Source organism: Planctomycetaceae bacterium (assembly GCA_041398825.1).
Lineage (GTDB): Bacteria > Planctomycetota > Planctomycetia > Planctomycetales > Planctomycetaceae > F1-80-MAGs062.
This window is the reverse complement of sequence record JAWKTX010000003.1, coordinates 189,337-203,506: the sequence shown is the minus strand read 5'-3', so window position 1 is coordinate 203,506 and position 14,170 is coordinate 189,337. Positions and strand designations below refer to the sequence as shown.

The following is a 14,170-nucleotide window of genomic DNA, read 5'->3' as shown; positions in this document are numbered from 1 at the left end:
TAAAATCAGCTTCCCAGCGTTTCACATAGCGGAGGATTCATCGAGATGTCACAAACAACTTACGGTTCCGCGGGTCTGGTGTGGTTCCTGGCGATCAGCAGCGTCTCCGGCCTGATAGCCGGCGAACAACCGCTCAGTACGACTGTACCATCAGTGCCAGTCTCAACTTCTGCAGAACAAGAGACGGCGGACGCGGAGAAGCATCCTACTGATACCATCACGTCGAACGAAAAGCCGGTTCAGAGATACACTTTACAGGCGGCAAGAGAACGAGCGGAACTGATGCACGAAATCTATCGCGCAACTCTTGATGCAATGCATCACCGCTACTTTCACGGCGAACGAGCCGTCGTGCCGGCCCGAGCAATGGAGGACGTCTTTGAAGACATTCAGAAGCAAAACCAGTCACAGGCTCGGTGGATTGCAGCCAGTCTGAAAGCGATGAGCATCAATCATGAACCGGAAACTCAGTTCGAAAAGGCCGCGGCACGAGCAATATCCCGGGGCGAAGACGGTATTGAAGTGATCGAAGATGGCTTCTACCGTCGAGCAGGTAGTATTCCGCTGACGGGTGGATGCATTGGATGTCACGGTGGATTCTCGATTCAGCCCTCAGCCACTGCCAAATTTGCGGGCCTGGTCATCAGTATTCCAATCAACCAGGGTGAATCGCTCGAGGATGCTCCCGCAGACCTGTCGCTCGGTGAAAAAGCCGAGAAATAGGGCGAGATTGACTTCGGAACAATGGCTACAATACACCGAGTCGGGGTGATTGCATATACACTTCGGTTCTGAGCAACTGATTTCGGGAGGACGACAGCGTGCCTCATCATCAACACGGACGGGGCGAGAAAACAGTCATGGAAACCAACGAATCACAAACACGCCCACAATCGAACAGCCAGAAACGATCGAACAGCCAGAAACGCTGGAGGCGAGCTGTGGTCGGGGTTGCGATGGTCGGTTCATTGAGTCTGGTCGCCGTCCTGAGCGTCCCGCCACTGTTGATGCAGACCAAACTGCGGAATGATCTTCTGTCGAATAGTTTCAGCAGTATGGGATTGACTGCCACCTGCGAAGATGCCAGTGGAGGATGGATCGAACCCCTTGAGTTTCAGGACGTTCGACTGTCCGACAGTCATGGGCAGATTACGTCGCAGATAAAGAGCCTTCACATTTCAAATGGATTGTTCTGGCTGCTTCTGAATCCGAATGATCTGGGGAAAATCACGCTGAGGCAACCAGCCACCGAGGTTCGTCTCAATGAAGACGGATCCTGGCCGATTCCGCAGAACTCCAGTACTTCGCAATCCCTTTGTGAATTCACAATTGACCGTGGCGCATTCCGGCTGATCGCGCCATGGCGCAGACTTCCGATCATCGATCTCGATGCTCTGACCGTCAATGGACGCGTTTCAAACGACAGTGACAGCCGTCGAATCATGACAATTGATGCCTTTCAGTTATTCGATCACGAACCCGTCTCTGACAAGCATGCCGAACAGAATCTTGCTCTGATCGCTCCGGTACTGTCGCAATCAACTGAACTTGGCGGTTCGGCATCTGTCTGGATCGACGAAGTGAATCTTGTCCTGGGAGACGGAGACATCCCCAGCCCCCCATTTGCGATGTCAGGTCGAGCTCAGTTCCATTCGCTTGAAGCGCGACTCAAACCTAACTGGGTTCGACAGCTTGCGATCCTCACCGGGCAGCTCACGGGAAAACAACTCCCGGATCGGTTGCAAATTGTTCAGGAATCAAATGTCACCTTTTCAGTATCGCCCGATGGTATCCACCACGACGCGATGTCGTTTCTCCTTCCGGAACTGGCCACCGGACTCACGGCGGAAACCAGCGGAAAAATCGCACTGGACGAAAGCCTCGATCTGAGGTTAGCCATTCATCTACCCTCACCCAATCTGCGTCCCCGGGATTCTTTGCCGACACCTGCAGCACTTGCCATGCTGACCCAGTTAGCGAAGCAGCCAATCCTTGTGAGCGTGAAGGGAACAGTTGCCAACCCACAGATCCAGTTGCCTGACGGCATGACTTTCTTTGATGAGATTGCCCGCAACCTGGCGCCCGAACAGCAGGAAACAAAACCGAAACCTGTTTCCCAGGCGGTGTTCGAACTGATTCAGGGCGTTTCTCAACCGGACAGGAAAGAGTCGGAGAAGAACCTCCCCGGTGGTATCTTCAATCTGATTCGGTCGATCAAGGCTGAAAAAGAACGGAAAGATCAGCAGAACATTGATTAGGAAATTGCATCATTCATTCGCCGACAACGCTGAAGCTTCAGATTCGTCGATTAGTTCGTCGGCATTCTGGTCAATCTCTGCAAACATCGAAACGGTTCCGAGGAACTCCCGACGCGAAACGTCACCATCCTGATTCCGATCCATTCTTCGAAACCATTCCGGTCCAGTGAGACCGCTTACACCGGGGAGAATTGCGTCGAGAGAACGGGAACTCATCGTCTGCATCGAATTCATAGCCAGCACACTATTACGACGAACCTCCGCCCGTCCCAGACCGATGGTCAGCGAATACTCCACGCCCAGTTCTTCATCCGCATAACGACCATCACCTGTTCTATCCATTTCCGATAATGCATTTGGGGCCTGAAGCAGTTCTCGCTTTGAGATCCTGCGATCGCCGTTGGTATCCAACAGGCCAAAAATTGATTTCCCGTCCTGTTTGACGGTTACCTCAATTCGACTGGCGGACGAGATACTCTCCCGATTCGCAAAGCTAAAAACCTCTTCGCGGGTAATCATGCCATTCTGGTCCCGATCGACGGCATGAAAGTCACCATTCGCACCGGCCTGGGCCAGCACACCGGACATGGCGGCAAATTCAGACTCATCCAGATACTGATTTCTGTCGCCATCGTTCATCAGGAAGTTTTGACCAAGAAAGCCGCGAAGGTAAGCCCGATTATTCGATCCTCCTCCACGTGCAATCAGACTCACGGGCATGTCATCAACCGTTAAACGGCAGCTTCCGGGCTGCTGATCGGCCTGCTGACAGAAGGATGTCGCCTGTGACGAAATCGAAACCGCAACTCGGCTTCGATTGGCCTTGTCGGATAATCTGAATTCGATCTGCAGATGAGGCTGATGGCTTAGAAGCCAGTCGATCAACTGCTCCTGATTCCATTGATTATTGACGGGAACCGTCAGTTCCTCATTCGCGCGCAATACCGCTGTTTCGACGAGTGATTGATGTCCGTAACGAGAAAGAATTTTCTGAGCTGCCCGATTCGCAGAAGACTGATCGGTGACCTCGACGAATGGCAGATTCGCAGCTTCAGGAGTCAGGCTGACACCCTGAGTTCTCGGGTCCCGATACGGCATGAGTTCGGAGATACTGAATGTCTGGTCATCGTCCAGATCCCGAAATCGCAAAGTCTCTTCCGCCGCAACAAGCTCCCGGTTTGACACAGTGCCGTCCTGATCGGAATCAAGCAGCGATGTCAATCGAACAGCATCATCAGAGTTTTGGGGGAGGACGCTGATAAAAAAAGACTTGGGAAGTCTTTCACGCATCCACGTGGAAAACTGCTCTGTCAACAAAGCCTGTTCAGCAGTACCCACTGACGTTTCATTATCCGCACGAGCAAGCGACATGACCTGATCCGCATTGGCAGCGTTCAGCATCTGAAGCAACTGCGGAGTCAGGAGGTCGAGTTCCGAGTGATCTAAGCTTCCGGAATTATCCAGATCCAGTTGCTGGGCGAGAAAGCGACCGACCCACTGCCGATAAGGCAACCCGGAGACACTGATTTGTAGTTCAGCCAACACCGGGCCATTTGGTGCCAGGATTACCAACCTGGCCCGGTCAAAAGTTTCCGATGAGGCTAGTGCATCATTCAAATCCGCACCGACCGCGGCGCTGATAAATGTCGTTTCGGACGTCGAAAGGTGCAACCCTGTCGCCAGCAGGACCGAAGCCGAAAGTAATTGTGTCAACCGATACAGGTTCATGCCAAAACCCATTGCGCAGAAAGGTGGAACTGCTGGCCGAGACCCTCCTTGAGTGGGATTTCGTCTAACGATCCATCCCGCCGGCCTCAGTTTCCTGAGATTCCGGAGCCCCGTTTGATTTTGAACCCGAGCTGGCTGACTTACCATCGCGGGATTGCTGCTTCAGAAATGCGACTGCGTCGCGGACGGATTCCTGTGGAAATTTATGCCCCTGGTGAGATATCCAGGTAACAACAGGGGTTCCTGATTCAGATGGGTAAATCGTCATGTGTTCCCCTGATTTCTGACCATTCCCACAACCATTCAGCCTGACAACGCGAGCAATCATCAGACGTTGCCATTCGAACTTCACCAGAGGATCATTGTCTCCTGCAACGTGGAACACGGGCTTCGGCTTGAGTTCCTTCTTCAATCGATTGGCGGCAGCCCCTGAAGGCGCCATGGCGGCAAATTCGTCTCCACGTTCTGACCACAGCAGATATGTGAAACCACCTCCATTAGAATGCCCCGTCGAATAGATCCGATCGTTGTCAACTTTGTATTCTTCCCGAAGGCTCTTCAGCATCGTGTCGAAAAAGTGAAGATCCCGGTCATTCTGATCGCCCGAGGTCTTTTGCCAGCCTGATTTTTTTCCCTCCGGATCTGTCAATTGCCCGGGCGTTTTTAACCCCTGTGGATAGATCGAAATCGCGTCCGGCCATTCGGAATAGTACGGAAACTGGCGAGTGGAATTCCGCATGTTTCCGCCATGTCCGTGAAATACGAACACAACGGGCACGGGCTTCTCCGTGGCGTGCTCTGGTATGTACACCAGAGCTTCTCTCTGGACCTTATCTACCTCCCAGGTTCTGTGGCGAAGTTGATCACTGGTCTGCAGCGCCGCGAAAGGTCTTCGTCGTTGCTGGCGGGCGCTGACTTCCTGAGCGACTGACAGGCAACTGGTCGAAACAATCGCAGTCACCAGCAGGACAACGATCTTCCTGATGCAGAGTCGGGGACGATTCATCAATTCGGGCATGAAGGTGCCCTCCTGATTGATTGGCAGTCGAGAGTGTAGTTACGAGAGTTGCAAAGCAACCATGGGAGCTACGGGCAGCATAACAATGCCTGAGGATTCTCGCTGCGCACACTCAGAATTACTTCCCGAGCCGAGGCAGAAGGCGACGCTTCGGTCCATGCTGAAATGAGATCTCGGAATCGTCAGTCGATATCCGCCAGTTTGATTCTGATCTGCAGAATCTCATCTCTTGCGGTAAGAAAGGCGTCGACCACTGCTGGATCCAGGTGCGTTCCGCGGCATTCGAGAAGGATTTCAAAACATCGATCCAGTGGCAATGCCGGCTTGTATGGGCGCTTGCTGCTAAGCGCATCAAAGACGTCGGCAACTGCCACAATTCTGCCACTGATTGGAATATCCTCACCTTTTAGTCCGATGGGATACCCAGTTCCGTCCCATCGTTCGTGATGAGTTAATGCGATTTCCGCCGCCATCTGAAGGAGTGGAGAAGAACCGATGCTGACCATCAACTCCCCCAGCACTGTGTGGTTCCGCAACGACTGCGCGTCCTCATAGGGAAGAGGCTGAAACACTCGCTTTCCAAGTCCTACATGCTTCTGCATGAGTTCGAATTCTTCCGGCGTCAGCTTTCCCGGCTTGAGAAGTATTTCGTCCGGGATGCCTATTTTGCCAATGTCATGAAGCGGGGCAGCTTGTTCAATCAGCTCAGCGAGTTCCGGTGCGACGTTCAGCCTTCTGGCGAGGAGACCGGCATAACGTCCGACTCGAATCACATGGTGGCCGGTTTCATTGTCCCGAAACTCAGCAAGCCGTGCCAGACAGTGAATCAGCTCGAGGCGAGACATCATCAGCTCAGCAGTTCGCTGTTGAATCTGTTGTTCGAGAAGTCGGCTGTAACCGTGAATCTGGTCGGTGCGTGATTTCAGCAGCAGTGCATTACGTACTCGCGGCAGAAGGGAAGTCGACCTCAATGGCTTTGTCAGCAGTTCAGCAGCGCCCAGTTCCAGGGCATGTGAGCGTACGAGTTCGTCATCCGATGCTGTCACCATCACCATGGGGATATGTCGCAATTCTTCATCCGCTGCGACTTGTTTCAGAATATCCAGCCCCGAAACACTCATGATCACATCACAAAGCACCAGATCGGGGCGTATTTTTGCGATCGTTGCGAATGCAGTCGAAGGATTCGAGTGGGTTGAGATTTGGGTATAACCTGCCTGCTGCAGACATTTCTCAATTAACCTCAGGTTGATTGGTTCATCGTCGATAATCAGCAGATGAGAGTTCTTCTTAAGGCTTTCACTGTTTGGCTCAATGGGTCTGACAATCTGACTCTGCAGGTTTATTACCTGCGGACTCGCAGAAAAACGATTCCATTGGCCACCGATCCCCAAATCCAGATCGGGCAGGCTGTTGTCATAAGTTGTTGAGCTGGAAAGAGAAATCATCGCCAGTCTTTATTCCTTCTTTGAAGCCGCTTCCACTGAACCCGATCAACACTACGGCAGGCACTCTGTTCAAATACTGAAATTAACCGCCTCTGATCGAATGACCTTCGAGACGTCCGGAATGTTTCCAAGACAGCGACGCAATGTATTCGACATTTCCGTCACCTGTTCCAGCAGTTCAGACTCAATAGTCGTCGCTGTTCGTGCCATTCGTTCCACAGCTTCCGCATCATTCTGTAAACGGAGTGCGCATAAATTTCCGGCAATCCCCTTCAGGTTATGTGACACTCGATGAAGCGCCCCAACGTCACCGGAATTGACGGCATCGGCAAGGTCTTTCAGACCTTCCGCAGCTCGCCCTTCAAACATCTGCAGGAGTTCAACGGCAAGATCCCGATCGCCAAAACACTGGCTCAGTATCTCCCTGATATCAAATTCGCTCTGCGGTGTCCGAGGTTGCCTGCTATCGTATGGTTCCGCCTTACGCTGATCATCCGGCGATCGACTCGATTCAACTGCCGTCGTCACGCCAACCCAGTTATGGATCATCTTCACAAGTGATTGAAATTGAATTGGCTTGGTGATGTAGTCATCGATGCCGGCAGCGATACAATCTTCCCGATCTCCTTCGACGGCATTTGCTGTCACAGCAATGATTGGTAGTCGTTCACCATTTCTAGCCATGCCTCCCAGCTTCTCTTCCCGCCGCCGGATTTCTTCTGTGGCACTTAGACCATCCAAAACGGGCATTTGGCAGTCCATCAGGACGATGTCGAAATGCCTGGACGAGGCTTCACGGACCGCTTCACTTCCGTCTGCCACCAACAAGCACTCAAAGCCGCCTCTCATCAGGACTTCACGAATCACAACCTGATTGATCTCGTAGTCTTCAGCAACGAGGACACGAATTTTTCTGTGGTCGGCGAGGCTCTTTGACTCCGTCGTCGATTTCCCAGTTCGTATCACGCTGGTGACTGGCTTTGGGTTGATCGCCGACATGATGGCATCAAACAACCGGGACATGAGTACAGGGCGAGCGACGACGGCGTGCACACCGCTGAATGGTTGCTGAACGCTGGACAACCCTGCATCTACTGAATCAATCAGAACAACCGGGACAGATATCTCCCTGAGCTTTCCCGCGAGTGACGCAAGCACTTCAGCCGACTCCAGATGGAACTGGCCGTCCACGATCGCAAAATCTATCGACGAATCGGCGTTCAACCCGAATTCATCCAGAGTCGTCATTGCTTCAGCCGGAGAGGATGCGGCGATTGTCTTGACTCCCCAGGCATCCAGACTCTTCTGAAGTGACTCCTTCCTGATAAGTTCAGGGGCAACCACCAATGCCAGACTGTCCTGCAGGAGAGGCCTTTCTGAAAAGGCACTCTCGTGACTTGCGGATGGACGCAGTTCTGCGGTAAACCAGAATGTGGAGCCCTGACCAAACTTACTGGTCACGCTCATCGTCCCGCCCATGAGCTCGGCAAGCCGCCGGCTTAACGCAAGCCCGATCCCCGAACCTCCAAAGCGGCGCGTTGTACCTGGATTCACCTGTGAAAACGGCTTGAACAGGCGATGACGCTGGCCTTCCGGAATCCCGATGCCCGTGTCTTCCACTTCGAAGCAAAGCAGGTTGGTTTTTGCATAGTTATCGTCAGACAGGCAACGAAGAATGACGTGACCTGTCGCCGTAAACTTGACAGCATTGCTGGCGAGATTCAAAAGGATTTGACGCATACGATTCCGATCACCGCACACAACTGCCGGAACTTTAGAATCGGTCTCGCATCGGATCTCCAGCCCCTTCTTGATCGCAGACGGCAACAATACTTCAACGACATCTTCCATCAAACGCTGGATGTTGAAGTCAATGTACTCCAGGTCCATTCGGTTTTGCTCGATTCTGGAAAAATCGAGGATGTCGTTAATAAGATTCAGGAGACAGTCTGCTGAAGTCTGGGCTCCTTTGATGTAACGAGTCTGCTGAAAATCCAGTGGCGTCGCCGCCAGTAACTCCAGCATCCCCAGAACACCGTTGAGCGGTGTACGAATTTCATGACTCATGTTGGCCAGAAATTCACTCTTGGCTCTGTTCGCTTCTTCAGAAGCTGTTGTTGCGGCGGAGCAATGGTCGACCAGGTCCTGTAGATCGGCTAGCTGTTTGGCGTGTGCATCCCGCAGCGCCGTCTTTGAAGTCAGCGCCATGAGAGCTTGTCGAATCTCCATACCATTTGCCGGCATCCGAAGCAGGAGGAACTGATCCGGATACAGCAGAGGCCCGGCCTCTGTTTCTGTACCGTCAGTCAGCACGAGGACCTCCAGTCCTTTGTCGACCTGCCAGATCTGATTGAGCTTCTGATGAAACTCCTCGATCAGGTGTGAGTGTTCGTCAAGGATCAAGATCCTGAAACAGAAGTCTTCCTTTACCGCTTCGACCAGCAAGTGCTCCGCATCTGACAGACATGCGGCTGTATCAAACTGGTAGCGCATCGGTCCAGGATTTCCGTGGTGCCCGTCGAATCCTCTCGATCCGTCTTGCCCTACAGATTCATTTCGCTGGTTCAGGTCTTCCAATTGCCTGCGAACCCCTTCGGTCGTCGCTGGACAATCGGTGACAATAAGAATTCTTAAGACCGTATTGTTCATTGAAAGATTTGAGTCAGTCCTGAATGGCGACGTGGCACCGCAGTCAATGGCAGCAATGCCAGGGGCAATTGGAATGGTGTTTCAACCAGAGGAATCAAACGATGAGCAAGAGAACAGTAGTGCGCGATGCACGAAAACACCGAACTACGCAAGAAAAAAACAATTGCTGCGGGAAACCGAGCACACTGCTTTCGTCCGGTCATTCCGTCGCATACAGGAACTCCCGGGAGGGTTTTCACGGATAAGCGATGCAATCGGGAACGGGGTGATTCGCCTCCCGAGTCGCAAACCGGGGCTGAAAGATCCATTCACACACTTGCCAGACCGGGGACTTCAGGAAGATGATTCGCGGCCAATGGCATTTCACTGCCTGGTATTTGATTTACCGAATAGCGTTCCGTTCTACTCGGCATGCCACGAAACCCACTGAATTCAATCCAGCGTTTCACGAAAGGCTTACAGATCGTGTCAGCTTCCCGGAATCTTAAGTCAGCAATGCGACTCCGCTGTCTTCTTTCAGTCCTGTTACTTCCATCATTTCCCGCGACCGGAGTTGCCGATGAAACTTCGGCTATTTCAGTAGTGACGATCGGCGGCAATGGCGTCGACGGGTTCGGTGGCATGAATGGCAGAGCCTCGGACATTCCCATGCCACAACCCTTTGGGCTGGTCACCGGCCCCGATAACGCCTTGTACGTTTGCGAGGTTGGCTCGCATGTCATTCGCCGAATTGACCTGAGTACAGGCCTGAGTAACGTCGTGGCTGGATGCGGAAGAAAAGGTTATAGCGGCGATGGAGGTCCCGCGACCTCAGCAGAATTGAATGAACCCTACGAAGTACGTTTTGATCTGGACGGGAACATGTACTTTGTGGAGATGCAGAACCACATCGTGCGAAGGGTCGATCATTCGAATGGCGTGATTTCCACGATTGCCGGCAACGGTCAACCGGGATTTGTCGGAGATGGCGGGGCGGCAAATGCAGCAATGCTCAACCGACCGCATTCCATTGCCCTGGATACCAGCGGGAATCTGTACATCTGCGACATTGGTAACCATCGAATTCGGAAAGTAGATTTGGGCTCCGGCCTCATCAGTACCTTCGCCGGGACCGGCGAACGAAAGCCGACTCCCGATGGATCGCCCGTTTCCGGAACACCGCTGAATGGTCCCAGAGCGCTGGACTTTGACGGGCAACACTCACTTTATCTCGCCCTTCGGGAAGGTAATGCCATCTACAGAATCGATCTCCATTCGCAATCCATTCACCACCTGGCTGGCACCGGGAAAAGTGGCTTCACAGGCAACGGCGGAGATGCACTTCAGGCGACGCTCTCAGGACCAAAAGGTATCTGCCTCAGCAAAGCAGGCGATATCTACTTCGCCGATACCGAAAGTCATACGATCAGAGTCGTCAGAAAATCAACAGGCGTTATTGAGGTCGTGGTGGGCGACGGCAAGAAAGGCGACGGGCCAAAGGCTGGGCCAGCACACTCCTGCAGAATGGACCGTCCGCATGGTGTTTTTGTTTCAGATGACAATATTCTGTACATCGGTGACAGCAACAATCACAAGGTACGGATGGTTAAACTACCAGATCCGGATTTTTCAGTTTCCGCATCGCGTTCCACAAATTGAAGCAGCAGGTATACGGAGGTGATCACTGCGTATCAGCCGATCGGGTTCGTTCTATTGCACGATCGATCGTGACCCTTTGGACGAACCTGAAATGGGTGTGCCTGCCGGAAGTGGACGGGCCGCTACTCGCAACTGAAGTCCGTGAGCCACTTCACGAAGGGCAGCAAAGCTCTGGAATGAATCCGGGTACACCCAAAGCGTAATGGCAGAATCAATGGGCTGGGATTCAATCATTCGTCGAAACTGACTTCCCGGACGCAGGGCTGTTTCTGTCGATTCGGACGGAACTCGCTGATCGTCCGCTTCGATTGTCCAACCTGATACTGCCAGCATCGTTCCACCGACCCATCCGTTCCCCTGAGGCAAACTGCCCGTATGGCGCTCGACTGTGTAATTCATGACATAGCCATGGACCGGGCCGACTGTTCCGCCATACTGTGGCATTCGGGCGATGACGCCCATTCGCGAATTCAACTGGCTCTTCAGTCGATCCAGTAGTTCATCGACGGGCAAAAAACTGATCTGATTATTGATGACGCGGAAATGGATTTCTGACGAGTCGGCAACCTTTCCAACCGGAGAAAGGCGATGTTGCAGACGATCCGTTGGTGGCACTGCTGCGTTTTCCGCGGGAGAGATCACTTCTTCAAGTTCCAGCATCTCCGCGTTGATCGCCTCAATGGCCTTTGTGAATGTGTCAACCTGTTCCTCAGCCTTTGTGATAGACACACAGACCGTCGCCACCTGTTCCTCAGCGTCGGATACCTGCTTTTTCAGCCGATCCACATCTGACTGACGTTTTGTCACCTCCTGAGTCAGCGAAGCGAGACGATCTGCTGCGTCTTCACCTTGTTGCAGGTGAGACGCAGCTCGAAGACGCAGCAAATCAAGATCACCATTCAGCGACGCGATTGCAGCGGCCTCGGCGGAAACTTCAGCCCTTTGGTGTTCCAGTTCGGCGACAAGTATCTGTTTGGCTTTCCGTTCGTTCGATAGCCTCAACTCAGCATCTTTAAGGGCCTGCTTTATCTTCGCCACCTCATCCCTGGTTTCCGATTCCGTCGCTGTTAACTGGCTATCAGGCACAACCGCGGGAGAGACCTCAGATTGAAGCTCAGAGGATTCGGCGACGTCTGCATCCGATACAGGCATCGCTTCCTGGCGAGCCACCTTCATGCCTACGATCACGATCAAGATGATCAGAATTCCAACGATATTGGCGATCACATCCAGAAAGGAATCCGAACCGACTTCGTGCTCTTCACTTGATTTACGCCGACTCATTTTTCATCACCTCCGATTGGTGATTCTGCACCTTCGAATGGATCTGAGTCGGTGGGCCAAAGTCGCACTCGAGCGGCAGATGACAACGGCGAATCCGGACGATTTTCAGCGAGCGATGCGAGCAGAGTTGAGGTGAAGTCATCCAGCCGAGTTACACAAGGTTCAATATGAGTCACCGATGCCGAAGGGATCCCCAGTTGCCGAAGTTGTTTTGCCAGCCAATAGCGTGAGCGTTCTGCCCCCGGACTCACAATAAACTTCACGATCGGCAGCAGGGGTTCCTCCGCAGATTGTCGAACACCTTCAACATCTTCCGAAATGCTTTTCAGAAGATGAGCGAATGCGACATCCATGGAGTCCTGCTGATACACAACGGCAGGACGCTGCCCAACGGTCAGATGATTCTCGTCCAGAAAAACAGTTACGCCAACAGGAGTGGAGTATGTGGTTGGGCTACGACTGCCTGGCGGGAGGCTCTGTAACAATTCAGGATCAATGTGCTCAAGATTGACCCTGGGCTGCACTAAGGGTGCAGACACATCAAACTCCACGTCAGAAGAGTTCGCCGATGCAGATGGACCCGCCGGAAACATTTGAAGCGACGATTGTTCTCGTTCAGTCGGTCGTTGGTCCAGAAGATTGTCCTGAAAGACCAACTCAGCGTCAGCAAAACGCGAGTCCGATTCCCTGCTTTCAATCATTGACATCGCCGGGACAGTTTCCGGCGGTGACTGCGCGAGCTCTTCTCGTCCGGAAGACCATTTATCAACCGCTGGTTCGTCATCAGGCACACGATCCCTCATATCAAGTGGAGCCGATCGTGAATTTCGGGCCGCCTGACTGAGGAGCGGTCGGGAAGGAGCCGTACCTCCTGCAAAGTAACGTCCGTCTATTTCCGGCGAGTCAGGCATCGTGACGACACGACCATCCGGAGTCACAGTTAACTGGCTGCGACGACCACTTCTAATGTCGCCGCCTCCGCCATCTAATCCATTTCCAATTCCGGCACTTTGCATCCGCGCTAATAAAGCTCTCTGTTCGGCCAGCGATTTCAGAACGGCATCTCGGACGAAGGCTGCTTCTTCAGCATCAGTCTCCCCGGCATGAATCTGATGTTCGTCCGTAAGTAATTCATAGCCGAAATGAATCCCCGAATCCGTGAGGATTCGCTGGGCCGTATAGAATGGACTAGCGCCACCCGGTCTTACCAGCAACAAAACGTAAGGAACGCCCTGGCCCGCTCGTTTACCCCGAAACTCCGACAGTGCGTAGACACCTTCAAGAAAAGGGTTATTTCGCAGCGATGTCCCCCTCAAATCGTCTTCAGTCAATCGAATCTCTGTGGGAAGAAACTCCATACCCCGTTCGGACAAATTGACGAGAATGGGATTCAGTGATGTCCCCCTGGCATTAGTAAACTCAACAACCGTTTCACCCGGCTTTGGACGAGCTGATGAAGTGCTTGCTGCCTGACGACGCAGGCTGAGCACTGCGGAGCGTCTTTCATGCATTTCCTGATAGGTGCCGGTCACCTCCTCATTCAATGTCACAAGCTCCTGCCTGCGCAGCAGAATTCTCTGCTCTGCTTCACTTAGTTTCTCCGCCAATTCCGAACGTTGTTGCTCCAGAATCGCGATACTTTGTTCAACCTCAGCGACTTCCCGGCTGACGTCCTGGCTGCTGCCCAGTTCGAGTGAAGCTTTCAGACTCGAAGCTTCGGTCGAAAGAGATTGCCTTTGACTCCTCGATATCTCAAGCTCCTGATTCACCTGAGAAATCTCTGAGCGCAGTTGCCTGGCCTTTTCGGTCTCATCAGCAAGTTCAATCGTCACAGACCGCAACTGATCCTGCAGCAATTCCAGATCACGGGCCGAACTATCAACGTCGGAAGACAGTTCTTCCCCAGTAACGAGCGGTAACTTCAGTGGGACGGTTTCAGACGGTGTGCCTTGGGCAAGCCGCTGTTCCCGGATCTGACGAGTCGTGACCAGAAGCAACAGAATCAGGGCCCCCATCGCGCACACAAGCACGGCAAGAAACGGAAACAGCGAAACTGAGTTTTGATGCTGCCTCCTTGCCATCACGCGTTCTTCAACCTTTTACGTCCTGCGAACTCGTTTGCGGGATATCTCTCTGTGACACCACAG

Annotated in this window: 9 protein-coding genes; 3 read left to right on the top strand and 6 right to left on the bottom strand. The window is 52.9% G+C overall.

What is annotated here, in order from left to right; all coding sequences use genetic code 11:
- Positions 1-45 precede the first annotated feature (45 nt).
- Together R3C20_07170 and R3C20_07165 are read left to right on the top strand one after the other, a co-directional pair.
- The gene (locus R3C20_07170; GenBank protein MEZ6040269.1) at positions 46-723 is read left to right on the top strand and encodes a DUF3365 domain-containing protein; all 678 of its coding nucleotides are present in this window, start codon (positions 46-48) and stop codon (positions 721-723) included.
- Between the two features lie 98 nt (positions 724-821).
- Positions 822-2,258 carry a hypothetical protein gene (locus R3C20_07165; GenBank protein ID MEZ6040268.1) on the top strand — a complete coding sequence of 479 codons (1,437 nt, stop codon included), beginning with the start codon at positions 822-824 and terminating at the stop codon, positions 2,256-2,258.
- A 9-nt stretch (positions 2,259-2,267) separates the two neighbouring features.
- Here the strand turns inward: R3C20_07165 and R3C20_07160 are convergent, their stop codons facing one another.
- The 4 genes from R3C20_07160 to R3C20_07145 form a co-directional block, all read right to left on the bottom strand.
- Positions 2,268-3,986 carry an EF-hand domain-containing protein gene (locus R3C20_07160; GenBank protein ID MEZ6040267.1) on the bottom strand — a complete coding sequence of 573 codons (1,719 nt, stop codon included), beginning with the start codon at positions 3,984-3,986 and terminating at the stop codon, positions 2,268-2,270.
- Between the two features lie 64 nt (positions 3,987-4,050).
- A complete protein-coding gene (locus R3C20_07155) occupies positions 4,051-5,004 on the bottom strand; it encodes a hypothetical protein (protein ID MEZ6040266.1) in 954 nt (317 codons plus the stop codon).
- A gap of 182 nt (positions 5,005-5,186) precedes the next feature.
- Positions 5,187-6,452 carry a response regulator gene (locus R3C20_07150; GenBank protein MEZ6040265.1) on the bottom strand — a complete coding sequence of 422 codons (1,266 nt, stop codon included), beginning with the start codon at positions 6,450-6,452 and terminating at the stop codon, positions 5,187-5,189.
- 69 nt (positions 6,453-6,521) lie between these two features.
- Positions 6,522-8,945 (bottom strand): ATP-binding protein, encoded by a 2,424-nt coding sequence (locus R3C20_07145; protein ID MEZ6040264.1) that lies wholly within the window; start codon positions 8,943-8,945, stop codon positions 6,522-6,524.
- Between the two features lie 651 nt (positions 8,946-9,596).
- Between R3C20_07145 and R3C20_07140 the strand changes: the two genes are divergently transcribed.
- Positions 9,597-10,739, top strand: a complete 1,143-nt coding sequence (locus R3C20_07140) for a hypothetical protein (GenBank protein MEZ6040263.1) — start codon at positions 9,597-9,599, stop codon at positions 10,737-10,739.
- Positions 10,740-10,790: 51 nt separating this feature from the next.
- Here R3C20_07140 and R3C20_07135 read toward each other — a convergent pair whose 3' ends face one another.
- The gene (locus R3C20_07135; GenBank protein ID MEZ6040262.1) at positions 10,791-12,023 is read right to left on the bottom strand and encodes a hypothetical protein; all 1,233 of its coding nucleotides are present in this window, start codon (positions 12,021-12,023) and stop codon (positions 10,791-10,793) included.
- Complete coding sequence (locus R3C20_07130) at positions 12,020-14,104, bottom strand: hypothetical protein (GenBank protein ID MEZ6040261.1); 2,085 nt, start codon at positions 14,102-14,104, stop codon at positions 12,020-12,022. Before R3C20_07130 ends, R3C20_07135 begins: the two co-directional genes overlap by 4 nt.
- Positions 14,105-14,170 lie beyond the last annotated feature (66 nt).